Here is a 23,518-nt window from a genome sequence, read left to right as displayed (position 1 = left end):
ACCGGCAAGGCAAATCCAGTCAGTGTGGCGCTGCAGCCGCCATATTTCCGCGAAAACCCGCGCCGCAGCCGAAGATGATCAAGCCGCCATTTTAGCCATGATTTTTGCTGTCTGCCTGAATCCGTTAAAATCGTACTTTTGGCAGCAGCCGACTTCCATCCATACAGCCTCACGGAGCATGACAAGATGACAAAAACCACCCAGCCAGCGGTCGAACTCGACGGTAAAGACTTGCCAGCCCACTGCCCTAACCCGGCCATGCCGCTGTGGTCATCGCATCCGCGCGTGTTTCTGGAATTCAACAAAGACGGTATCGCCAAGTGCCCGTACTGCGGCACGGCCTACACCCTGAAGGAAGGCGCCAGCGCCGGCCATCATTAAACTGCCCAGCGGCGCGCCCCCAGCGCGCCGTTTTTATGTGCACCAGCCCGGAGTCGTCATGAAACGTCTGAAAGAACTCAATGGCAGCGCCGCGGAAGTCGAAGCGGCGTTCTACGATGCCTTGCACCGCGCCGACCTCGAAGCGCTGATGGCGCTATGGGCCGACGATGAAGAAATCGTCTGCATCCACCCGGGCGGCGCGCGCCTGATCGGCCATGCCGCCATCCGCGCCTCGTGGGAAACCATCCTGGCCGGCGGCGGCCTGCACATCGTGCCGGCGCAGCTGCATGAAACGCACAATCTGATGAGTTCGGTGCACACGGTCATCGAAGGCGTGACCCAGGAAGAAGGCGGCCCGGCGCATCTGCTGGCGACGAATGTGTACGTGAAAACGCCGCGCGGCTGGCGCATCGTGCTGCACCACGCGTCCATCGCCCCGGGCGGCGCGCCGGCCGACGTTGCAGGGACGCAGATCCTGCACTGATGTCCTTGCCTCTTATTGACAACGCCCCCTACACCGCCCCGCTCTGGCTGCCTGGCGGCCACGCGCAGACGATTTATCCTGCCGTGTGCATCGCCAAGCCGGCCGTGGCCTTCCGCCGTGAACGCTGGCAAGCGCCCGATGGCGACTTCGTCGACGTCGACCTGGTCGACGGCCAGCCGGGCCAGCCCTTCGTGCTGCTGTTCCACGGCCTGGAAGGCTCGTCGAACAGCCATTACGCGCGCGCCCTGATGGCCGAGGTCGCCGCGCGCGGCTGGTCGGGCGCCGTGCCGCACTTTCGCGGCTGCTCGGGCGAAGCGAACCTGGCGCCCCGCTTCTACCATTCGGGCGATGCGCAGGAAGTGGACTGGATCGTGCAGCGCATGCGCCCGCGCGCGACCGGCAAGTTTTACGCGGCCGGCGTCTCGCTGGGCGGCAATGCCCTGCTGTGCTGGCTGGGACAGTCGCAGCACCAGGCCGATTTCATCGATGCGGCGGCCGCCGTGTCGGCCCCGCTGGACCTGGCGCAAGGGGGCAAGGCCTTGTCGTCCGGCGCCAACCGGCTCTACACGCGCATGTTCCTGAACACGCTCAAACCGAAATGCCTGGCCAAGCTGGAGCAATTCCCCGGCCTGTTCGCGCGCGACGCCATGCTGGCCGCGCGCGACTTGCATGCCTTCGACAATGTCGTCACGGCGCCCCTGCACGGCTACCGCGACGCCGACGATTACTGGCACCGCGCCAGCGCCAAGCACGTCTTGCAGGACATCACCGTGCCGACCCTGGTACTGAATGCGCAGAATGATCCCTTCCTGCCCGGGCGCTTCCTGCCGCGCAGCGCCGCGCCGACAGTCACGCTCGAGTATCCGCGCCACGGCGGCCACGTCGGCTTTGCGGCAGGCAAGTTGCCGGGCAGCACACGCTGGCTGCCACAGCGCCTGCTCCATTTTTTTGAGGGCGGCAACATGGCGCCGCCGGCCCCGCAAACCTGTCACGCTGGCAGTTCGCAAACGCACACGGAAAACGCTACACATGGATGAACTCGTCAAACAGGCCCTGGCCAAATGGCCGAACGTACCGCACTGCTACGGCTGGCTGGGCCTGGACGCGCGCGGCCACTGGCGCATGCGCGACCAGCATGCGCAACAGCGACAACTGCCTGGCGACAAGATCGCCCACGAGGCCCTACTGGGATTTATCAACCGCAATTACGGCCATGACGAACGCGGCTGCTGGTTCTTCCAGAACGGCCCGCAGCGCGTGTATGTAAATCTGGAAGCGACACCCTACATTGCCCGCAGCGACCCGCGGCACGGTTTTGTCTTGCAGACGGGCGCGCCGCTGGAACAGATCGAGCAGGTGTATTGGTGCGACAACGGCGTCTTGATCTTGCGCCAGGGCGAGGTCGTGGCGCAGGTCGATGACCGCGACATGGCGCAAGTGCTGGACGCCCTGCACGTCGATGGCCAGGTGGCCAGCGACGAGGCCTTGCTGGCGTGGCTGGAAGAGCGCCGGGGCAAGCTGACCCTATTGCATGACGGCAAGGAGATCGCCGTGCAGCCGCTGCGCTACGACGCCGTGCCGCAAACCTTCGACTTCCAGCCGATGCCGCAAGCCGAATAAGGCTTATCCCTTCTGGTCCTTGATCTGTTCGCGGCGCTTTTCCTGCAATTCCCGCTCGCGCGCATCGATCACGGCCTGGTCATAAAAGGTCGCGTCCGTCGATTTGCGGGCGATCGTCAGCTGGTCCAGCGCGGCCATGGTGGCGCCCTGCAGCACGTACGATTCGGCCAGCGCCATATGCTGCAAGGTCATCTTGCCCTGATCCGCATAGGCTTTCGCCAGTAAATCGTACAGTTCCGGCTCTTCCTTGTAGAGCTGCACCTGCTCGCGCAGGTACAAGGTGGCTTGCTCCAGCTTGCCGGCAGCCATCAGCGCTTCCGCATATTGGTGGGCAATGCCGCGCGAGAGGGGAAACTGCTGGCGCGCCGCATCGGCCGCCTTCAAAGCCTGTGGCGCCACTTCCTTCTTTTGCCCCGGCATCAACAGCACTTCCAGCCCCATCGACGCCAGCAGCGAATTGGGCCCCTGGGTGCCGCCCGACGTCAGCACATTCGGCCCGGCCGGCTGGTGCAGGGCGGCATTGGCCGCATCGAGTTCCTTTTGCGCCTCCGCCGGCTTGCCCTGCTTGACGGCGACAAAGGACAAGCCGTAATGGGCGGCCGTCACCTGGAAGCGGCTTTGCTGTTCCAGCTGCGTCTTGAAGACGGCCTTGGCGTTCAGCAAGCCTTGCACGCTTTCATCCTGCAGCACGCGGGCACGCGCCCGGGCCAGGTGGAAACTCAGGCTGTCCGCACGCTGTTTGTACGGCTGCTCGCGGATACGCGCCTGGATGTCGGCGATGCGTTCCGTCGTCAGCGGGTGGGTCTGCAGATAGGCGGGCATCAGGTCGCTGTACGAGCGGCTGGCCGCCTGCATGCGGCCGAAAAAGGCTACCATGCCGGTGGTGTCGAAACCGGCTTCGCCCATGATCTGGAAACCGATGCGGTCCGCCTCGCGTTCGGCGTCGCGGCCGAAATTGAGCTGGCGCTGGATGGCCAGGCCCTGGCCGGCGGCAAACACGCCCATGGCCACGTCGCCGCCCGCGCGCGAAGCGAGCGCCGCCAGCAGCATGGCGGCCAGCGGCATCAGCGCATCCTGGCGCTGCTGGCCCAGCATGCGCGCGATATGACGCTGCGCCACGTGGCCGATCTCGTGCGACAGCACGGATGCCAGTTCCGCCTCCGTTTGCGCCGCCAGCACCAGCGCCGAGTGCACGCCGATGAAACCGCCCGGCAAGGCAAACGCGTTCAATTGGGGATCGCGCACGGCAAAGAAGAAATAGTCGTAATTCGTTTCGCCGCGCACGCTGGGGCGCGCCGCCACGAGCGCGTTGCCGAAGGTATTCAGGTATTCGAGCAAAGGCGCGTCGTCGAGATAGTCGCGGTCGCCGCGGATGCCGCGCATGATTTCCTCGCCGATCTTGCGCTCCATCGCCGGCGACAGGTCTTCGCGCGAGGTATCGCCCAGGTTCGGCAGGTTCGGCGCCGGCGGCACGGCCAGGGGCGTCCAGCCGCTTCCCGTCTTGGCCGCCGCGCCGGCAGCCGGCGCCGCTGGCGCGGACGTGTAGGTTTGCGCCAGCGCACAGGGCGCCGCCAGCGACAATGCCGCCAGCACGGATGCGCGCCGCAAGCCGCGCAGCCATGCCGCAGCGGCGTTTTCAAGTACGATCGGAAGGGGAGTTTTTGAATTCACGGGTGCTATCATACCTTGTTAGCGGCGCCCATTCCCACGCGCCATGCCAGTGGCATGGGGTCGTGATTCGGCCTGCCGCGCCCCCGTTCCTCACCTATTTTGACGCCATGACAACAGCAGACAAGCAAGCCCCCGCCGGGGAACTGACCCATTTCGATGCCACGGGCCAAGCCCATATGGTCGACGTGGGCAGCAAGGAAGACACGCGCCGCAGCGCCGTGGCCGCCGGCACCATCCGCATGCAGCCGGCCACCCTGGCCTTGATCATTTCGGGCAACGCCAAGAAAGGCGACGTGCTGGGCATCGCCCGCATCGCCGCCATCATGGGCGCCAAGCGCACCAGCGACCTGATTCCCCTGTGCCACCCGCTGGCCCTCACGCGCGTCACCGTCGATTTCGACGTGGATGAAGCGGCCAACAGCGTGCATTGCCGCGCCCAGGTCGACACCACGGGCAAGACGGGCGTGGAAATGGAAGCGCTGACGTCCGTGCAGATCGGCTTGCTGACGATCTACGACATGTGCAAGGCCGTCGACCGGGGCATGGTCATGACGAATGTGCGCGTGCTGGAAAAGCATGGCGGCAAGTCGGGCGATTGGCACGCGGAAGTGTAACTATGCCGCATGGCGCGCCAGCCGGCCCCGGATGCGGCGCAAGTCGCACAGCAGCCAGACGGCGCAGCCCAGGCACAACGCGATGATGGCCACGGACAGGGGCAAGTGGAATTGTTCCAGTCCTGCCAGCGCAAAGCCGGCATGGATCAGGCATGTTCCCACGCCCAGCGCGGCGCAGACACAAGCATACAGGGGCGCTCGCGGGGTGGCCAGCAGCACCTGCCGGTAACCGGCCAGCACCACGGCAATCGCCGCCAGGTTAAACACGAGAAAACCCTGCACGCCGCCCGGCACGTGAAACATCTCCCACTCTTTCCAGTAGGCAGCGTCGATTTGATGCAGGATCAGGAACAACATGGTCCAGAAGTAGCTGCGTGGCATAAGATTTACATTCGTCAATATTGACGCAATTGTAAAGCCTGCACCGCGCACCGGCACGTGCCCATGGTATTTTTCGATGCGAAAGTGAATTTCATTGATAGGAATGCTTTTTCATCAAGAAATCATGCATACTGCGAGTCGACCATATCCAGATGAGCATCGCATGACAAGCAACACGCCCGCCGCGGAAAGCAAGCTCCAGGACTTCGAATTCGAGGCCATGAATCTGCAGGTGGGGGGACGCATCCAGTTCATCACGCACCGCACCATCAAACCGATTCAGCATTTCTCGACCGTGATCGGCTATGTGAAAGACGAGTACCTGATCGTCAAGATTCCCATGGAAAACGGCGCCTCCATCGTGCTCAACGAAGGCGACAAGCTGACCATCCGCGTGTTTTCCGGCATCACCGTCTGTTCGTTTGCGTGCAGCGTACTGCGCCTCTTCGGCCGTCCGCTCAACTATGTGCACCTGAGCTTTCCCGACGCCATCCAGGGCACCAGCCTGCGCACGGCCATGCGCGTCAAGGTGGAGATTCCCGCGCAGCTGAGCTACCGCGACGTGGCGGCCGTGCCCGTGTTCATCGTCAACCTCAGCGTGTCGGGCGCGCTGATCGAGGCACCCAGCATGCTCACGCCCGATGAAGAAGGCGTGGCACTGAGCTTTACCCTGCTGGTGCAGCCGAACAAGCATCAGATGCGCGTCAACACGCGCGCCCGCATCCAGAACGTCAGCGTGGGCAAGCCGTCCAATGGCCACGCCGCCGGAGTGGCCGAAATCTATACGTATGGCGTGCAATTCATCGACCTGGAACCGACCCACTACACCCTGCTGCAAAACCTCACCTATGAAGCGCTGATCGCGGACCGGCAAAAAATCGTCTGATACCCGGCTGGCCAGCGCCGCTTACAGGGTCGGGGTCACGTCGGGAATATTGTTTTTGGTGATCGCCTCCTTCGCCGCCAGATTCGTCACAGTGGTGCTGTTGAACCAGCTCAGGCTGCTGGTACCCGGCTTCATGGTCATCGTCACGCTTTGCCCACCGATCCCCTTGCCCAGGTCTGCCGCCAGGGTCAGCACGATATTGCCCTTGTCCACTGTGGCGCTCGCCACTTCGCGCGTGGCACTGAACACGGGAATGGAACTTGGCACGCTCTCGGTGGGCGTGCTGCAGGCGGCCGCCTCGCCCCCATTTTCCTGCACGCACAGGGCCACGGCCGTCTTCAGGGGCGCCGCCGCGGCCAGCACGTTGCTGACCTTGGCCCGCATCGTATAGTCGCCGTACTGGGGAATGGCCACGGCCGCCAGGATGCTGGCGATGGCCACCACGATCATCAGTTCTATCAGGGTAAATCCGCTTTGCACGCGCATCGCATCCTCCCGGAGTGCAGTTGGTCACGCCGTGCATGGTGCAAGCGCCATGCCAGCGGCGCCCCGGGGCGGCGTTGGTAGGCATGGAAAGAAAAGCGACGCATTTGGGCGGATTCGGACCAGCGCCGTCGCACCAGGGCGGGAATCGACCTGTCTTGCGGACAAAAAAAAGGAGCCGAAGCTCCTTTTTTATACTGCATGAACCAGGCTGAAATTACAGCATGGCTTTCAGCAGACGCGCCATTTCCGACGGGTTCTTGGTCACGGTGATGCCGCAAGCTTCCATGATTTCCAGCTTGGCTTGCGCCGTATCGGCACCGCCCGAGATCAGCGCGCCGGCGTGGCCCATGCGCTTGCCTGGAGGAGCCGTTACGCCAGCGATGAAGCCGACGACCGGTTTTTTCATGTTGTCTTTGATCCAATAAGCCGCGTTGGCTTCGTCCGGACCGCCGATTTCGCCGATCATGATGACCGCGTCGGTATCTGGATCATCATTGAACATCTTCATGATGTCGATGTGCTTCAGGCCGTTGATCGGGTCGCCGCCGATGCCGACTGCCGAGGATTGGCCCAGGCCCAGTGCGGTCAGCTGACCCACTGCTTCATAGGTCAGGGTGCCCGAACGGGAAACGACGCCGATACGGCCCTTCTTGTGGATGTGACCTGGCATGATGCCGATCTTGATTTCGTCTGGCGTGATCAGGCCTGGGCAGTTAGGGCCCAGCAGCAAGGTTTTGCTATTGGCTTTAGCCATGCGGTCTTTCAGGGCCATCATGTCGCGGACAGGAATGCCTTCGGTGATGCAAATGGCCAGATCCATTTCAGCTTCGACAGCTTCCCAGATCGCCGCTGCCGCGCCTGCTGGCGGCACGTAGATCACGGAAACGTTGGCGCCGGTTTCTTTTTTCGCTTCGGTAACGTTAGCGAAAATAGGAATGCCTTCGAAATCTTCGCCGGCTTTCTTCGGGTTCACGCCTGCCACGAAGGCAGCTTTGCCGTTCGCGTAGTCGCGGCAACCGCGGGTGTGGAACTGGCCGGTCTTGCCGGTGATCCCTTGGGTAACGACTTTGGTATCTTTATTGATCAGAATGGACATGTTGATTCCTTAATTAAGCTTGACCGGCAGCAGCGGCAACGACGCTCTTGGCTGCATCTTCCATGGTGTCGGCTGCGATGATAGGCAGACCGGAATCGGCCAGCATCTTTTTGCCCAGGTCTTCGTTGGTGCCCTTCATGCGCACGACCAGCGGTACGTTCAGCGAAACGGCTTTCACTGCGGCGATGACGCCTTCAGCGATCACGTCGCAACGCATGATGCCGCCGAAAATGTTCACCAGGATGGCTTTCAGGCCTGGGTTTTTCAGCATGATCTTGAACGCTTCGGTCACTTTTTCTGCCGTGGCGCCGCCGCCGACGTCCAGGAAGTTGGCCGGCTCGCCGCCGAACAGCTTGATGGTGTCCATGGTGGCCATGGCCAGGCCGGCGCCGTTCACCAGGCAACCGATGTTGCCGTCGAGCGAAATGTAGGCCAGGTCGAATTTCGACGCTTCGATTTCAGCTGGATCTTCTTCGTCCAGGTCGCGCAGGGCGACGATTTCCGGATGACGGAACAGAGCGTTCGGGTCAAAGTTGAACTTGGCGTCCAGGGCGATGACCTTGCCGCTGCCGGTGACGATCAGCGGGTTGATTTCGGCCAGCGAGCAGTCGGTTTCCCAGTAGGCTTTGTACAGGCCTTGCAGGTTGGCGCGCGCGTCGGCGATGGAACCGGCAGGCACGCCGATTTTGGCGGCGATGTCGTCCGCCTGGGCATCGGTCAGGCCTGTGCCCGGATCGATGGTGACGTGGTGGATCTTCTCAGGGTGGCTCTCGGCCACTTCTTCGATGTCCATGCCGCCTTCGGACGATGCCATCAGGACGATTTTCTGGGTAACGCGGTCGGTGACCAGCGAAACGTACAGTTCTTGCTTGATGTCGGCGCCTTCTTCCACCAGCAGGCGGTTGACTTTCTGGCCTTCGGCGCTGGTCTGGTGCGTGATCAGCTGCATGCCCATGATCTGGTCAGCGTATTCCTTGACCTGTTCCATCGATTTTGCCACTTTCACGCCGCCGCCCTTGCCGCGGCCACCTGCGTGGATCTGCGCCTTGACAACCCATACCGGGCCGCCCAGGGTTTCCGCAGCCTTGACGGCTTCTTCGACGGACATGCACGGAATACCGCGTGGTACCGTCACTCCGTGCTGCCGGAGGATTTCTTTGGCTTGATACTCATGGATTTTCATGCTGGCTTCCCTTCTGATACTGATGTGTAAAAATACGGTTAGTGGTGCAAAAAAACAGGAAATACAGCGCCGGGGTCACGCTTTGGCTACCCAGCGCGGGTAATACTGTGCAACCGCCCCGCCATCGGTGCGCAGGGCGTGGCATTTGTCGAGTTGAAACGGCTTTTCATGCGATAAGTCAGCATTCGCACCGTCACGGGTCGACCAGACATCGCCGGCAAATGCCTGAACCGTCGCAGTCGGCAAGACTTGCGCCAGTTCGGTCAAATGGGTACAGCCGGCGATTCCCGCCAGGCGCTGTTTCAAGTCGCGGCGGAAATTCTTCAATAAATTCAATCCGATCAGCGCCCTGTAAGCGGGGCCGATGGTATCGCAAAAACCGGGATAGGGCACGGCATCGGAGGCAGCTTCGGCCTCGACAATGGTCAGTGCGCGATCGACGGTAATGCGTAAATGGAGGTCATGCAGAGGGGCGCCGGCGGGACGGGGGCCGGAGGCCAGGGTCGCGTCATAGCTTTTGATATCGGTAATATGGGCGTCAATATCCCACAGGCCGTCGTCGCGCATATACGCTTGGACGTCGATAACGCGGGAGTGCCGTAGGGCGCGCCGGGATACGGGAGTTGACAGGGGCATAAGACCGATGCCGCTTGCGCGGCCATAATTAGTAAGCAGCCATGTGCCTAAAGCACTCTGTTCGCAGCTTCTACGAACAGCAACCGCACCTGCGGCGCCGCAAAAACCCTAAAAGTGTAGCACACAGGGCGCTAGTTGCGCCGCAACATAATTTTTTATTGCTTGTGCCGCCCGCCGCAAATCATTAACGAAAATCGCAAAATCAATGACGATCATTCGCAATTCAAATAACTTGGCAGCAGGCTTGCCGGCACCGTCAGGCTGGCCGGCACCGTACCTCAGTCAGTCACACCCAGTGCGCGTAAAACAGGCAAGATGCGCGCGGAAAAATACTGTGCCTGCGCCAACAATTCGGCCAGGTTTTCCTCTTCCGTCAACAAGGGCTCCCCATCCTTCGTCATCAGCTGCTTCAGGCGCAGCAGCACGGGCCACGTCGTGCGCACCCAGTCTTGCGGCGTTGGACAACCTTGCAGTTTCGCCCACAGGAAGAGCTGTTGTAAATGCGATACAACCACGCCGCCGCCCGTCAGGGGGCTGGCGAGGATGTGCAAATCGCTTCTTGCCAGCGCCTGCTCCAGCAAGTGTGCATTCAGGCGCGCCGTCTGCGGCCGCGCCGCGGCGATGCCGGCCTCGTCCTGGACGGCAGACACGCTGCCCTTGCTGGCCAGTACCAGCATGATCTGCAGCAAGGCGGCCAGACTGGCTTCGCTGCCAGCCAGTTGCTGCTCCAGTTCGCCTATCGTGTACACGCGATGGTCAGCCATGGCGTCCAGCACGGGCGCATAGACGCGCTCGTCCATATCGGCGTCGCCCAGCACGCCATGCACGCTCAACACCACTTCGTCGCGGGGTACGGCCAGCATCACGCGCACGGCCCGCAAGGCACTGGCCTGGGCGAACGGCGTCAGCCTGCGCGCGCCCTTGACCCAGTAATCCCTGCGGAATTGCTCGTTGACGAGGAAGGAGCGCGTCGTCTCGCGAAAAATGGGATCGGGTATCTCGGCCAGGAACTGCTGGTGCTCAGCCGTCAGGTTCAGCATGTCGACCAGAGCGGTATAGTTGGCGGACGCGGCGAACTCGAGCTTGGCCTCGCCCAGCATGGCCGCGACGCTGGAAAAAGCCATAGGCTGCCAATCGGCATTGAAATACTCATGGGCAAGATAATGTCCATCCATCGCCTTGAGTTTTTCGAAGCGGTCCGCCAGTTGCGGGTTGGCATCCAGGTAGCGCGGTTGCGTGGCGATCATCCTGTCGACAAAATCGATGGCGCCAGCGACTCTGGCCAGCACACCCTGGCCCGGGGCGCTCATGACGCGGCTATGTTCGGCCAGCAAGTCGCGCATCGGCATCATTGCGGCCCAGCCTGGCTGCGTGTTGTAGCTGATGAAGACGACACCGCCCACCTTCAGCTTGCGCCGCAGGAAGTCGACGATGAGCGCGCGATTTTCCGCCGAAACCCAGCTCCAGATCCCATGCAGGCAGATAAAGTCAAAATCGGGCAAGTCGTCGCGGCAACAAAACTGCGCGAACGATTCATCCGTGAACTGCGCGCCAGCGTCGGCCGCGTTGGCCAGCTCCTGCGCAAAGGCGGCCTGGGACGGATTGAAATCATTGCCATGCCAGCGCGTGGCGGACGCCGCCGCATGGATGTTGGCGCTGATGCCCTGGCCAAAGCCCAGCTCGCAAGCCGTGCCGCTGGCCGGCAAGGCCAGGCCGGCGGCCAGCAAGGGCAGGCGCAGGCGCAGAGGATTCAATTCTTCGTAATAGCCATAGGTATAGGCGATTTCGGCCACATAGCCGGCATTCCAGTTGCTCATCTTGCATCCTGTCACGATCAGTGGTGCTGCGCGCATCGCACAGCGTTCGAGCGCCAGCATACCCGATCGCGCGGCGTCACCATACTGGAATCAGACGACGTTTGAAAGCGCAGTTCTTGGCGGCACGGCGTGGCGGCCGGGCAGCCCTGGATGAGCTATTCCTCGTCGGGATCCAGTCCCTTCAAGGCCACCTGCACGGCGCGCTGCGAAAAACCGCGCTGCATCAAAAAACGCATCTGCTTGTTGCGCTGCTCTGCATCCTGCGCCACCTGACCAAACTTGCGGCGCCACACCTCGCAGGCGCGCGCAACTTCCCCTTCGGCCAGGCCCGCCTTGAGTTCCTGCAACGCTTCTCCCCCGATGCCATGGCTTTGCAGCTCCGCCATGATGCGGCTGTTGCCAAAGCGGGCCGAACGGCGGTGGATCAGCGACTCGGAAAAGCGCTCCTGCGACAGCCAGTTGGCTTGCTCCAGGCTGTCGAGCAAGGCTTCCACGTCGTCGCCTTCCTGCGCATGGCGCTGCAGCTTGCGTCGCAATTCCATGCGGCTGTGTTCGCGCATCGACAGAAAGCGTAGCGCCCTGCCCTTCAGGCTTAGTTGTACTGCGGCCATACACCCACCTTGTCTTTCATTCCACGATCACATCACCCAAACACAATCGCCGCCCGGCGCAACAGCGCGGGACGGCGATCATGGTCACACCTTGCAGCAAGCCATGCGTAGGTCGGATTAGGCCCCTTGGGCCGTAATCCGACAACATTGTTGACGTCTGTGGTGCTGTCGGATTACGCGCGGCTTTGCCGCGCTAATCAGACCTACTCTGCCTTGGCTTCCGCAGCCTTGGCAGCCTTGTCGGCGGCCTTATCCGCTTTTTCCGGCTTTTCAGCGGCCAGCGGCGGCAGTTCGCGCACGCCCAGCGAAGCGCGGACCTTGTTTTCGATTTCGCGGGCCAGCGCCGGACGCTCTTGCAGGAAGGCACGGGCGTTATCCTTGCCCTGGCCGATGCGTTCGCCATTGTAGCTGTACCACGAACCGGATTTTTCCACGATCTTGGCATCCGAGCCCAGGTCCAGGATTTCGCCTTCGCGCGAGGTACCGGCGCCGTACAAGATGTCGAAGTGCGCTTCCTTGAACGGCGGCGCGATCTTGTTCTTGACGACCTTGACCTTGGTTTCGTTGCCGATCACTTCATCGCCGGACTTAATCGAGCCGGTGCGGCGGATGTCCAGGCGCACGGAGGCGTAGAATTTCAGCGCATTGCCGCCCGTGGTCGTTTCCGGGCTGCCGAACATCACGCCGATCTTCATGCGGATCTGGTTGATGAAGATAACCAGGGTATTCGTGCGGTTGATGGAGCCGGTCAGCTTGCGCAGCGCTTGCGACATCAGGCGCGCTTGCAAACCTGGCAGGGAATCGCCCATGTCGCCTTCGATCTCGGCGCGTGGCGTCAGTGCGGCCACGGAGTCGATGACGACGAGGTCGACGCTGCCCGAACGCACGAGGGCGTCGCAGATTTCCAGTGCCTGCTCGCCCGTGTCAGGTTGCGAGATCAGCAATTCATGCAGGTTCACGCCCAGCTTTTGCGCGTAACCGACGTCGAGCGCGTGCTCGGCATCGATAAAGGCGCAAGTGCCGCCCAGTTTTTGCATTTCGGCGATGGTTTGCAGGGTCAGCGTGGTTTTACCCGACGATTCCGGACCGTAGATTTCCACCACGCGGCCGCGCGGCAAGCCGCCCACGCCCAGCGCGATATCGAGGCCGAGCGAACCGGTCGACACGACTTGCACTTCTTCGATCGGTGCGCTGGCATCCATGCGCATGACCGAACCTTTGCCAAACTGCTTCTCGATCTGCGCCAGTGCGGCGGCGAGCGCCTTGGCTTTTTCCGATGCGGGTACTACAGCTTTTTTATCGTCCATATGTTCTTTCAGCCGTTCTACAGTTGCGGATTCACGTGACGCATCTACGTGAACCGTGCAGCCTGCGATAGCGCCAGTGGGTTAAATTCTTTACACAGACAGTACTGTATAAAAAAACAGTGATCAATGCAAGCGGAACGTGGATTTGTTTTGAAACAGATCAATACAAGCCTGGTTTTTCACAAAAACTCGCCACCTTGCGGGAAATGAAACACAATACAAGCTTCTATGCCGCAAGCCGAGGAAGTCTCACCATGCGTATTTTACTTGCCGAAGATGACAGCGTACTGGCCGATGGCCTGACCCGTTCGCTGCGCCAGTCGGGCTATGCCATCGACTGCGTCAAAAATGGGCAGGAAGCCGATACGGCCCTGTCCACCCAGGAATTCGACTTGCTGATCCTCGACCTGGGCCTGCCGAAGATGTCCGGCCTGGAAGTGCTGCGCCGCCTGCGCGCGCGCGCCTCGCTGCTGCCCGTGCTGATCCTGACGGCCGCCGATTCCATCGAACAACGCGTGAATGGCCTCGACCTCGGTGCCGATGATTATATGGCCAAGCCGTTCGCCCTGTCGGAACTGGAGGCAAGAGTGCGCGCCCTGACGCGCCGCGGCGCCGGCGGCGGCGCCACCATCATCAAGCATGGTCCCCTCAGCTACGACCAGGTGGGGCGCAGCGCCTACATCAACGACCAGATGCTCGACCTGTCGGCGCGCGAACTGGGCTTGCTGGAAATACTGCTGGGCCGCACCGGCCGCCTCGTCTCGAAAGAGCAGCTGGTCGACCACCTGTGCGAATGGGGCGAGGAAGTGTCGAACAACGCCATCGAAGTGTATGTGCACCGCCTGCGCAAGAAGATCGAGGTGGGCGGCGTGCGCATCGCCACCGTGCGCGGCCTCGGCTATTGCCTGGAAAAATACTCGGAAGCGGTGCGCCTGAACGCCGAAGCGGGCGAGTCGGCAGCCCCGGCCAGCGGGTCCGCCAGCAAGTGAAGGCGCGCGAGGCGCCAGCGGACGAGCCGGACGACGACGACTGGTTCGAGCCGCCCACGACGGAGCAGGACGACACCATCGAGCATTCGTTGTTCGGCGAAATCCTCGACTGGATGCTGGCGCCCTTGCTGCTGCTGTGGCCGATGAGCATCGCCATCACCTATCTGGTGGCCAAGGGCATCGCCAATCAGCCGTTCGACCATGCGCTGGAAGACAGCGTCACCGTGCTGACGCAACAGGTCAAGCAGGCCGACGGCGCGCTGCTGCGCCGCGTGCCGGACAAGAACAGCAATAACAAGGGCCGCGACTTCCTGCGCGGCGACGACGTCGACACCCTGTATTACCTGGTGGTGGGTCCGCGCGGCGAATACCTCGACGGCGACCGCGACTTGCCGCCGCCGCAGGACCCCGACAAATACCGCAGCGGCATGGTGCTGTTTCGCAACGACACCATCCACGGCACGCCCGTGCGCGTGGCGTTCAGCTATCTCGATATTCCCGCCGGCAACGACGATGAACCGCACCGCGCGCTGGTGCAAGTGGCCGAGACGCTGGAAAAGCGCGCCCAGCTGGCCAATGAAATCATCAAGGGCGTGATTTTGCCGCAGTTCATCATCCTGCCCGTGATCCTGGCCCTAGTCTGGTTCGCCCTGGCGCGCGGGCTGTCGCCGCTGGCGCAATTGCAGGAACGCATACGCGCCCGGCCGCCCGACGATTTATCTCCCATCGAATCGGGCCAGGTGCCCGAGGAAATCACGCCGCTGGTCGGTTCGCTCAACGAGATGCTGGCGCGCCTGTCGCTGTCGATCGACATGCAGAAACGCTTCATCGCCGATGCGGCGCACCAGATGAAGACGCCGCTGGCCGGCATGCGCATGCAATCGGAGCTGGCCCTGCGCCAGACAGACCACGACGAGATTCACCGCTCGCTGCTGCAGCTGGCGAAAAGCTCGGAAGCGGCCACGCGCCTGGTCAACCAGCTGCTGGCCCTGGCGCGCGCGGAAAACCAGCCGCAGGCGGGCACGGCGTTCGAGCCGATCGAGCTGAGCGAGCTGGCGCGCGGCGTGGTGCAGGACTGGGTGCAAGCCTCGTTTGCCCAGCATATCGACCTGGGCTTCGAACAGCCCGCCTATTCGATCATGATTTCCGGCAATGCCATGATGCTGCGCGAGCTGCTGAGCAATCTGATCGACAATGCCCTGCGCTACACGCCAGCTGGCGGCAGCGTCACGGTGCGCGTGCGCAGCACCCTGGAACTGGCCATCCTGGAAGTGGAAGATACGGGGCCCGGCATTGCGCCGGCAGAGCGGGCTCACGTGTTCGAACGTTTTTACCGCATTCTTGGCAGCAATGTCGACGGCAGCGGCCTGGGGCTGGCCATCGTGCGCGAGATTGCGCAGCAGCATGGTGCCGAAGTCGATATTTTTAACAATCCGCGCGCCACTTCGCCGAAGTTGCCAGGCACCCTGCTGCGCCTGAGCATCGCCCTGCTGTTGCCGGAAGCGCCAAAAGAGGACGACATCACGTATGGATAAGCCCAGCCTTCCCGCGGCGCCGCTGCAGCCCGCGCGCGCGCCCGGCCCCGAACTGCAGGCGCGCCGCGATGTGCACTGGCGCAAGACGCGGCGCCTGACGGCCATCCTTCTGCTGATCTGGCTGCTGACGGGCTTTCTGACCGTGTTCTATGCGCGCGAGCTCTTGCACCTGAACCTGTTCGGCTGGCCCTTGCCCTTCTATATGGCGGCCCAGGGCGCCTCGCTCGTCTACCTGGCCATCATCGCCTTGTATGCCTGGCGCATGCGGCGCCTGGACCGGGCTTTCCATGCCGAGGAGCAAGCATGAGCGGCCAGCGCAGCTTCTTTGCGCGCCTGTGCCGTTACTACCTGCTGTTTACCGCCGGTTTCGCCGCTTTCCTGCTGGCCCTGTCGGTGCTGGAACAGGAAGGCATGCCGCGCGCGTGGATCGGCTACCTGTTCATGCTCGTCACCATCACCCTGTACGCCACCATCGGCGTCATCAGCCGCACCTCGAACGTCACCGAATACTATGTGGCGGGGCGCCGGGTGCCGGCCATGTTCAACGGCATGGCCACGGCCGCCGACTGGATTTCGGCGGCCAGTTTCATCAGCCTGGCGGGCGGCCTGTACCTGAACGGCTTCGACGGCCTGGCCTTCATCATGGGCTGGACGGGCGGCTATTGCCTGGTGGCGCTATTGATCGCGCCCTACCTGCGCAAGTTCAGCCAATACACGATTCCCGACTTCCTCGCCGCGCGCTACGGCAGCGGCACCGACAAACGGGGCGCCAGCGTGCGCGTGGTGGCCGTGGCCGCCACCATCATCGTGTCGTTTACCTATGTCGTGGCGCAGATCTACGCCGTCGGCCTGATCGCCTCGCGCTTCACGGGCGTGGATTTTTCCGTCGGCATCTTCCTGGGCCTGGCCAGCATCCTCGTCTGCTCCTTTCTGGGCGGCATGCGCGCCATCACCTGGACGCAGGTGGCGCAGTACATCATCATCCTCGTTGCCTTTCTGATTCCCGCCATGTGGCTGTCGGTCAAGCATGCGGACAATCCCGTGCCGCAGATCGCCTACGGCAAGGTGCTGCCGCAACTGAGCGCGCGCGAACACGTGCTGGAAACGGACCCGAAAGAAAACGAAGTGCGGGCCATCTTCCGCCAGCGCGCGCAAAGCTACCAGGCGCGCATCGACGGCTTGCCCGGCTCCTGGGAGCAAGGCCGCCTGGCGGCCCAGCGCCAGCTCGACAGTTTGCGCCAGCGCAATACCTCGCTGTTTGACATCCGCAACGCGGAGCGCTACCTGATCGCCTATCCCAAAAGCCCCGACGAGGCACGCGTGCTGTGGCAGGCCATGCAGGCGCAAAACCAGAAACGCGCCGAGCCGATCATTCCGCACGCGCAACCGTTTCCCGCCGCCGACCGCGAGCAATCCGATATCAAGCGCAACAATTTCCTGGCCCTCGTGTTTTGCATGATGCTGGGCACGGCCGCCCTGCCCCACATCCTCATGCGATCGTACACCACGCCGTCCGTGCACGAAACGCGCGTGTCCGTGTTCTGGACCCTGTTCTTCATCCTGTTGATCTATCTCACGATTCCCGCGCTGGCCGTGCTGGTCAAGTACGACATTTACTCGGCCCTGGTCGGCACGCAATACGCGAACCTGCCCACCTGGGTATCGTACTGGGCCAACGTGGACAAGCTCAGTCCCCTGATCAGCATCGTCGATGTCAACCGCGACGGCATCGTGCAACTGGCGGAAATTTCCATCGACGCCGACGTGCTGGTGCTGGCCACGCCCGAGATCGCCGGCCTGCCCTACGTGATTTCCGGCCTGGTGGCGGCCGGCGGCCTGGCCGCCGCCCTGTCGACGGCCGACGGTTTGCTGCTGGCCATCTCCAACGCCCTGTCGCACGACGTCTATTACAAGGTGGTCGATCCCAGCGCCTCGACGCAAAAGCGCGTGACGATTTCCAAACTGCTGCTGCTGGCCGTGGCCTTCATCGCCGCCTATGCGGCCTCGCAAAAGCCGGCCGACATTTTGTCGCTGGTGGGCGTGGCCTTCTCCCTGGCCGCCTCGACCCTGTTCCCGCCGCTGGTGCTCGGTGTCTTCTGGCAACGCGCCAATTACCAGGGCGCGCTGGCCGGCATGCTGACGGGTTTTGGCATCTGCCTGTACTACATGCTGCATACGAGCACCATGCTGGGAGGCAATGCCAGCGGACAATGGTTCCATATCGCACCGATTTCCGCCGGCATCTTCGGCGTGCCGGCCGGCCTGGCCGCCGCCATCCTCGTCAGCTGGCTGACGCCGGCGCCGGGACGGCGCAGCAGGGGACTGGTCGAGCATATCCGGGCACCGGAATGAATAGGCAGGCAGGCCCGCCAGATCAATTCCCCTTGCGGCTTAGGGAAAAGACAGCGTCCCGCTAAAAAAGGAGTAGGCTGGAGGGCCGCTTTACTTACGAGGAGATCCCATGCCGTCTGGAAAAATTCTTGTTGCCCAGGGAGGCGGCCCCACCGCCGTCATCAACCAGTCGCTGGTGGGCGTGGTGCTTGAATCGCGGCGTTTCCAGCACGTCACGCGCGTGTACGGCGCCCTGCATGGCGTGCGCGGCATCATCAATGAAGAGTTCGTCGATCTGACGCAGGAAACCAGCCACAACCTGGAACTGGTGGCGGCCACGCCGTCCTCGGCGCTCGGTTCCACGCGCGACAAGCCCGATATTGCCTACTGCCAGCAAATCTTCGAAGTGCTGCGCGCGCACGAAATCGAGCACTTCTTTTACATCGGCGGCAACGACTCGTCCGACACGGTGCGCATCGTCAGCGAGGAAGCGCACAAGGCAGGCTATCCGCTGCGCTGCATCCACATCCCGAAAACCATCGACAACGACCTGGTGGGCAGCGACCACACGCCCGGCTTTCCCTCGGCCGCGCGCTTCGTCGCGCAAGCGTTCGCCGGTGCCAACCTCGACAACGCGGCCTTGCCCGGCGTGTACGTGGGCGTGGTGATGGGCCGCCATGCGGGCTTTCTGACGGCCGCCTCGGCGCTGGGCAAGAAGTTCCCCGACGATGGCCCGCACCTGATCTACCTGCCCGAGCGCGTCTTCGTGCTGGAACAATTCCTTGCCGACGTGAAGGCCACCTATGAAAAGTATGGCCGCTGCGTGATCGCCGTGTCGGAAGGCATCCACGACGCCTCGGGCGAGCCGATCGCCAGCCTGCTGGCCAGGCAGGTGGGCAATGAAGTAGAGCGCGATGCGCACGGCAATGTGCAATTGTCGGGCACGGGCGCGCTGGCCGACCTGCTGTGCGACGAAATCAAGGCCAAGCTCGGCATCAAGCGCGTGCGCGGCGATACCTTCGGCTATCTGCAGCGTTCGTTCATCGGCTGCGTTTCCGACGTCGACCAGCGCGAAGCCCGCGAAGTGGGCGAGAAGGCAGTGCAGTTCGCCATGTGGGGCGACCGCGACGGCTCCGTCGCCATCAAGCGCACGGGCTTTTATTCCGTCGACTACGAACTGCTGCCGCTGACCGAGGTGGCGGGCAAGACGCGCACCATGGAAGACGAGTTCATCAGCGCCAGCGGCACGGACGTGACGGACGCCTTCCGCCTGTATCTGCGCCCGCTGCTGGGCTCGGGCATGCCCGATGCGTTCCGCCTCAGGGCGGCCAAGGTGGCGAAGGTCTTGAAACCTTAGCTGGACTCCGCCAGCAATAGCGGCCGCAGCTTGACGGCCGCCTCCTTGAGCTGCGGCACGTGCTGCATCAGCTGCTCCACGGACTTTCGCGCCACGGGCGCGTGGCAGGCGACGGCCGCCACGATGCGCCCGTCCGCGGCGCAGATGGGCACGGCCACGGCCACCATGCCGTGCACGAATTCCTCGTCGTCGATGCCGATGCCCAGCCGGGCGATGCGCACGATCTCGCGTTCCAGCAATGCTGGATCGGTGATGCTCTTCGGCGTGCGCGCCTGCAGGCTCAGCATGGCCAGCAAGGCGCGCCGCTCCAGCAGGGTCATGTGCGCCAGGAATAATTTTCCGCTCGCCGTGCAATGCATGGGCGCGCGCGTGCCCAGCACCAGGTGCAGGCGCAGCGGTTCCTGCGTTTCCACGCGGTCCACGTAGACGACGGCATTGCCCTCGGGAATGGCCAAATTGCAGGTCTCGCCCGTGACGGCCACCAGGCTGCCCAGGATGCTGCGGCTCACGCGGATCAGGGCATTGTTGCGCAAGGTCGCCAGCGCCAGGTTGGTCGATGCGGCACCCGGTACATAGCCGCGCCCCACGGGCGTGCGCAGCACATAACCGTGCTGTTCCAGGGTATCGAGCAGGCGCATCATGCTGGCCTTGGGCACCTGCATGCGCGCCGCCAGCTGCGACAAGGTCAGGGGCTGGCTGGCGCTGGCCAGGTGCTCGATCAGGCGCAGCACGCGCAAGCCGCGCGCCTCGTCGCCATGGCTGGCCGCCGCGCCGGCCCCAACCGCTCCACCCGCCGGGCTGTCTTCTTCGGCCTCGGCCTGCCGTTTTTGAAACGCATCATGCATGTTCTGTTTCACCTCTCGCGTATGCGGCGGTTTCCGCTTGTCCCGGTGCTGCACGTCTTTTATAAATGGAACCAGACGTTCCAAAAATAATCAATAAAGACCAGTGTATCGCAAAAAACGCCCGCCGAGGCAAGCTGATACCGCAACGCAGGAGACAAGCACCATGTTGCAAACACACTACGATTACATCGTCGTCGGCGCCGGTTCCGCCGGCTGCGTGCTGGCCAACCGCCTGTCGCACGACAGCAACAACCGGGTATTGCTGCTGGAAGCGGGCGGCAAGGACAACAATCCCTGGATACACGTGCCGGTTGGCTACTTCAAGACCATGCACGACCCGAAGCTGGACTGGTGCTACCGCACGGAAGCGGACGCCGGCATCGCCGGACGCCAGTTGCAATGGCCGCGCGGCAAGGTGCTGGGCGGCTCCAGCTCGCTCAACGGCTTGCTGTATGTGCGCGGACAGAAAGAGGATTACGACCGCTGGGCCGAACTGGGCAACGCAGGCTGGAGCTATGCCGAGGTGCTGCCCTACTTCAAGAAATCGGAAGACCAGGAACGCGGCGCCAGCGATTACCACGGGGTGGGCGGCCCGTTAAAGGTATCGGACCTGCGCCTGCGCCGCCCGATCGCCGAACACTTCATCGCCGGCGCCACGGAAAGCGGCATCCCCTTCAATGCCGACTACAACGGCGCCACGCAGGAAGGCGTCGGCTACTTCCAGCAGACGGCCAGCAAGGGCTTGCGCTGGAGCACAGCCAAAGCCTTTTTGCGCCCCGCCCGCAAGCGCGCCAATCTGCGCGTGGAAGTGCGCGCGCAAATCACGCGCGTGCTGTTCGAGGGCAAGCGCGCCGTCGGCATCGAATTCCGGCAGGATGGCCAGTTGCGCCAGGCGCGCGCCAGCGGCGAAGTGATTTTATGCGCGGGCGCCATCGGCTCGCCGCAAATCCTGCAATGCTCGGGCGTCGGGCCACGCGCGCTGCTCGAGCAAGTGGGCGTGCCGCTCGTGCACGACTTGCCCGGCGTGGGTCAAAACCTGCAAGACCATCTGCAGATCCGCCTCGTCTTCAAGACGCGGCTGAAAACCCTGAACGATGAAGTCAACAGCCTGTGGGGCAAGCTGTGGGTGGGCATGCAATATGTGTTTTCCCGCTCCGGCCCCCTCACTCTGGCAGCCAGCCAGGTGACGGTGTTTACCCGGTCCTCGCCCGAGGTGGAACGGCCCGACATCCAGTTCCACATGCAGCCGCTAAGCGCCGACAAGCCGGGCGAAGGCGCCCATCCGTTTTCCGCGTTTACCTCGTCCGTGTGCCAGCTGCGCCCGCACAGCCGCGGCCACGTGTCGATCAAGTCCGCCGATCCCCTCGCCTATCCGGGCATTTATCCCAATTACCTGTCCGACCCGCGCGACCAGCGGACGGCGATTGCCGCCCTGCGCGTGGCACGAAAAATCGCCGCCGCGCCGTCGCTGGCGCCGCACATCATTTCAGAGTTCGTGCCCGGCCCGCAGTTCGAGACGGATGCGCAGCTGCTGGATGCGGCGCGCCGCTTCAGCCAGTCGATCTACCACCCGAGCGGCACCTGCAAGATGGGCCACGACGCCATGGCCGTCGTCGACGACCGCCTGCGCGTGCACGGCATGCAGAACCTGCGCGTGGTCGACGCGTCGATCATGCCGGAAATCGTCTCGGGCAATACGAACGCGCCCACCATCATGATCGCCGAAAAAGCGGCCGACATGATCCTGGCGGACGCCGTGCGGCTGCCGCAGGCGGCCTGACCCACCCATTCCATTCCCGGCAAGGAGGATGTCAGCGGCGGGCAGGCGGCCCCGCCTCCAATGACCCGGCGACAAGCCAGGCATCAAACACATAATCGATATCGATTGGAGACTAGATATGAACAACAATCCCAGCAATCCGAAAAAAGCCCAAGAGCTGCGGAAAGTCGTGATGGCCAGCGTGATCGGCGCCACCATCGAATGGTACGACTTCTTTTTATACGGCGTCGTCGCCGGCATCGTATTCAGCAAACTGTATTTCCCGGGCGGCGATCCGCTCGTCTCGACCATGCTGGCCTACGGCACCTTCGCCGTGGGCTTTCTGTCGCGTCCCATCGGCGGCGTGATCTTCGGCCACTTCGGCGACAAGATCGGCCGCAAAAGCATGCTGGTCATGACCCTGATGATCATGGGCATCTCCACTTTCCTGATCGGCGTGCTGCCCACCTACGACCACATCGGCTACTGGGCGCCGGGCCTGCTGCTGTTCCTGCGCGTGCTGCAAGGTATCGGCCTCGGTGGCGAGTGGGGCGGCGCCGTGCTGATGGCATATGAATATGCGCCCCCAAAAGAGCGCGGCTTCTACGCCAGCCTGCCGCAGATCGGCCTGGCCATCGGCCTGTGCCTCGCGTCGGGCGTGGTGGCGATCCTGTCGTACAGCCTGACGGACGCGCAATTCCTGTCCTGGGGCTGGCGCGTGGCCTTCATCCTGTCGGCCGCCCTCGTCTTCATCGGCATGTGGATACGTTTGAACGTGATGGAAACGCCCGAGTTCCAGGCCGTCAAGGAAAAGAACGCGGAGACGCAGATTCCGTTTTTCGACCTGCTGAAGCGCTATCCGGGCAATGTATTAAAAGGCATGGGCGCGCGCTATATCGACGGCGTGTTCTTCAATATCTTCGGCGTGTTTTCCATCACCTATCTGACCAACACCATCAAGATAGACCGCACGGAAGCGCTGATGGGCGTGATGGCGTCGGCCGTCGTGATGTGCTTTTGCATCCCCTTCTTCGGCCGCCTGTCGGACCGCATCGGCCGCAGCAAGGTGTTCTTCTGGGGCTCCTTGATCACGGGCGTATCGTCGATTCCCGCCTTCTGGATCATGCTGCACCACGCCGACAATCCGCTGCTACTGTGGTGTTCCGTGATCATCCCGCTGGGCGTGCTGTATTCGGCCGTGTACGGCCCGGAAGCGGCCCTGTTCTGCGACCTGTTCGACGCCAAGGTGCGTTACACGGGCATCTCCTTCGTGTACCAGTTCTCGGGCATTTTCGCCAGCGGCCTGACGCCCATCATCGCCACCTACCTGCTCAAGACGGGCAAGGGCGAGCCGTGGCACATCGTCGGCTACATCCTGTTCGCCTCCCTCGTCTCGGCCGTCAGCGTGGCCATGATCGGCAGGGGCGGCTCGCAACCGGATGGCCGCATGAAGCCGGCGCACGCGCGGTAAGCGGTAAGATATCGCGGCGTAAAAAAAGGCAGGCCTCTTGCGAGCGCCTGCCTTGTTT

General features: G+C 62.9%; 23 protein-coding genes. 13 read left to right on the top strand and 10 right to left on the bottom strand.

The genetic code is table 11. The annotated features are described in order from the left end of the window. The first annotated feature begins 186 nt into the window (after nt 1–186). From CSQ95_RS07865 to CSQ95_RS07850, 4 genes are read left to right on the top strand one after another with little or no spacing between them, the layout of a single operon-like run. The gene (locus tag CSQ95_RS07865; protein ID WP_070220739.1) at nt 187–381 is read left to right on the top strand and encodes a zinc-finger domain-containing protein; all 195 of its coding nucleotides are present in this window, start codon (nt 187–189) and stop codon (nt 379–381) included. Nucleotides 382–439: 58 nt separating this feature from the next. After that, nucleotides 440–865, top strand: a complete 426-nt coding sequence (locus tag CSQ95_RS07860; protein ID WP_070311672.1) for a nuclear transport factor 2 family protein — start codon at nt 440–442, stop codon at nt 863–865. Beyond that, nucleotides 865–1,902 carry a YheT family hydrolase gene (locus tag CSQ95_RS07855; protein ID WP_099409080.1) on the top strand — a complete coding sequence of 346 codons (1,038 nt, stop codon included), beginning with the start codon at nt 865–867 and terminating at the stop codon, nt 1,900–1,902. The genes CSQ95_RS07860 and CSQ95_RS07855 overlap by 1 nt, the downstream gene beginning before the upstream one ends. Further along, a complete protein-coding gene (locus CSQ95_RS07850) occupies nt 1,895–2,485 on the top strand; it encodes a DUF2946 family protein (protein WP_070290913.1) in 591 nt (196 codons plus the stop codon). Before CSQ95_RS07855 ends, CSQ95_RS07850 begins: the two co-directional genes overlap by 8 nt. Nucleotides 2,486–2,488: 3 nt before the next feature. Here CSQ95_RS07850 and CSQ95_RS07845 read toward each other — a convergent pair whose 3' ends face one another. Continuing rightward, nucleotides 2,489–4,078: a M48 family metalloprotease gene (locus CSQ95_RS07845; protein ID WP_099409183.1), complete on the bottom strand. Its 1,590-nt coding sequence runs from the start codon at nt 4,076–4,078 to the stop codon at nt 2,489–2,491. A 185-nt stretch (nt 4,079–4,263) separates the two neighbouring features. Between CSQ95_RS07845 and moaC the strand changes: the two genes are divergently transcribed. After that, nucleotides 4,264–4,770, top strand: coding sequence for a cyclic pyranopterin monophosphate synthase MoaC (gene moaC / locus CSQ95_RS07840; RefSeq protein WP_070220374.1), 507 nt, complete (start codon nt 4,264–4,266; stop codon nt 4,768–4,770). Here moaC and CSQ95_RS07835 read toward each other — a convergent pair whose 3' ends face one another. Beyond that, a complete protein-coding gene (locus tag CSQ95_RS07835; RefSeq protein ID WP_099409079.1) occupies nt 4,771–5,151 on the bottom strand; it encodes a DUF6713 family protein in 381 nt (126 codons plus the stop codon). 163 nt (nt 5,152–5,314) lie between these two features. Here CSQ95_RS07835 and CSQ95_RS07830 point away from each other — a divergent pair, with 163 nt between their 5' ends. After that, the gene (locus CSQ95_RS07830) at nt 5,315–6,037 is read left to right on the top strand and encodes a flagellar brake protein (protein ID WP_070220379.1); all 723 of its coding nucleotides are present in this window, start codon (nt 5,315–5,317) and stop codon (nt 6,035–6,037) included. Between the two features lie 21 nt (nt 6,038–6,058). Here CSQ95_RS07830 and CSQ95_RS07825 read toward each other — a convergent pair whose 3' ends face one another. From CSQ95_RS07825 to recA, 7 genes are all read right to left on the bottom strand, one after another. Beyond that, nucleotides 6,059–6,523, bottom strand: coding sequence for a pilin (locus CSQ95_RS07825; RefSeq protein ID WP_099409078.1), 465 nt, complete (start codon nt 6,521–6,523; stop codon nt 6,059–6,061). A gap of 214 nt (nt 6,524–6,737) precedes the next feature. Next, nucleotides 6,738–7,619, bottom strand: a complete 882-nt coding sequence (gene sucD, locus CSQ95_RS07820; RefSeq protein ID WP_034746085.1) for a succinate--CoA ligase subunit alpha — start codon at nt 7,617–7,619, stop codon at nt 6,738–6,740. A gap of 13 nt (nt 7,620–7,632) precedes the next feature. Next, complete coding sequence (gene sucC, locus CSQ95_RS07815; RefSeq protein ID WP_092711837.1) at nt 7,633–8,802, bottom strand: ADP-forming succinate--CoA ligase subunit beta; 1,170 nt, start codon at nt 8,800–8,802, stop codon at nt 7,633–7,635. 75 nt (nt 8,803–8,877) lie between these two features. Further along, nucleotides 8,878–9,438, bottom strand: coding sequence for a DUF2889 domain-containing protein (locus CSQ95_RS07810; RefSeq protein ID WP_070220385.1), 561 nt, complete (start codon nt 9,436–9,438; stop codon nt 8,878–8,880). Nucleotides 9,439–9,716: 278 nt separating this feature from the next. After that, entirely contained in the window at nt 9,717–11,255 is a 1,539-nt protein-coding gene (locus CSQ95_RS07805; protein WP_099409077.1) for a class I SAM-dependent methyltransferase, read from the bottom strand. A 155-nt stretch (nt 11,256–11,410) separates the two neighbouring features. Further along, nucleotides 11,411–11,866 (bottom strand): recombination regulator RecX, encoded by a 456-nt coding sequence (recX, locus tag CSQ95_RS07800; RefSeq protein ID WP_034788658.1) that lies wholly within the window; start codon nt 11,864–11,866, stop codon nt 11,411–11,413. Nucleotides 11,867–12,069: 203 nt separating this feature from the next. Continuing rightward, nucleotides 12,070–13,173, bottom strand: coding sequence for a recombinase RecA (gene recA / locus CSQ95_RS07795; protein WP_076565922.1), 1,104 nt, complete (start codon nt 13,171–13,173; stop codon nt 12,070–12,072). 254 nt (nt 13,174–13,427) lie between these two features. Between recA and CSQ95_RS07790 the strand changes: the two genes are divergently transcribed. The 5 genes from CSQ95_RS07790 (at nt 13,428) to CSQ95_RS07770 (ending at nt 19,385) form a co-directional block, all read left to right on the top strand. After that, nucleotides 13,428–14,162, top strand: a complete 735-nt coding sequence (locus CSQ95_RS07790) for a response regulator transcription factor (protein ID WP_099409076.1) — start codon at nt 13,428–13,430, stop codon at nt 14,160–14,162. After that, nucleotides 14,159–15,697 (top strand): sensor histidine kinase, encoded by a 1,539-nt coding sequence (locus CSQ95_RS07785; protein ID WP_257217983.1) that lies wholly within the window; start codon nt 14,159–14,161, stop codon nt 15,695–15,697. The genes CSQ95_RS07790 and CSQ95_RS07785 overlap by 4 nt, the downstream gene beginning before the upstream one ends. Next, the gene (locus tag CSQ95_RS07780; RefSeq protein WP_099409075.1) at nt 15,690–16,004 is read left to right on the top strand and encodes a DUF4212 domain-containing protein; all 315 of its coding nucleotides are present in this window, start codon (nt 15,690–15,692) and stop codon (nt 16,002–16,004) included. The genes CSQ95_RS07785 and CSQ95_RS07780 overlap by 8 nt, the downstream gene beginning before the upstream one ends. Next, nucleotides 16,001–18,049, top strand: a complete 2,049-nt coding sequence (locus tag CSQ95_RS07775) for a sodium:solute symporter family protein (RefSeq protein ID WP_070290905.1) — start codon at nt 16,001–16,003, stop codon at nt 18,047–18,049. Before CSQ95_RS07780 ends, CSQ95_RS07775 begins: the two co-directional genes overlap by 4 nt. Before the next feature lie 109 nt (nt 18,050–18,158). Further along, complete coding sequence (locus tag CSQ95_RS07770; protein ID WP_070290904.1) at nt 18,159–19,385, top strand: 6-phosphofructokinase; 1,227 nt, start codon at nt 18,159–18,161, stop codon at nt 19,383–19,385. On the opposite strand, the gene CSQ95_RS07765 is transcribed toward CSQ95_RS07770, so the two are convergent. Continuing rightward, a complete protein-coding gene (locus CSQ95_RS07765; RefSeq protein WP_099409074.1) occupies nt 19,382–20,230 on the bottom strand; it encodes an IclR family transcriptional regulator in 849 nt (282 codons plus the stop codon). The two genes, CSQ95_RS07770 and CSQ95_RS07765, sit on opposite strands and share 4 nt — an antisense overlap. A gap of 163 nt (nt 20,231–20,393) precedes the next feature. Between CSQ95_RS07765 and CSQ95_RS07760 the strand changes: the two genes are divergently transcribed. Together CSQ95_RS07760 and CSQ95_RS07755 are read left to right on the top strand one after the other, a co-directional pair. Further along, nucleotides 20,394–22,010 (top strand): GMC family oxidoreductase, encoded by a 1,617-nt coding sequence (locus tag CSQ95_RS07760; RefSeq protein WP_099409073.1) that lies wholly within the window; start codon nt 20,394–20,396, stop codon nt 22,008–22,010. 118 nt (nt 22,011–22,128) lie between these two features. Further along, nucleotides 22,129–23,460: an MFS transporter gene (locus CSQ95_RS07755; protein WP_099409072.1), complete on the top strand. Its 1,332-nt coding sequence runs from the start codon at nt 22,129–22,131 to the stop codon at nt 23,458–23,460. Nucleotides 23,461–23,518 lie beyond the last annotated feature (58 nt).

Source organism: Janthinobacterium sp. BJB304 (assembly GCF_002735765.1).
GTDB lineage: Bacteria > Pseudomonadota > Gammaproteobacteria > Burkholderiales > Burkholderiaceae_D > Janthinobacterium.
This window is presented reverse-complemented; position numbering and strand designations above follow the sequence as displayed.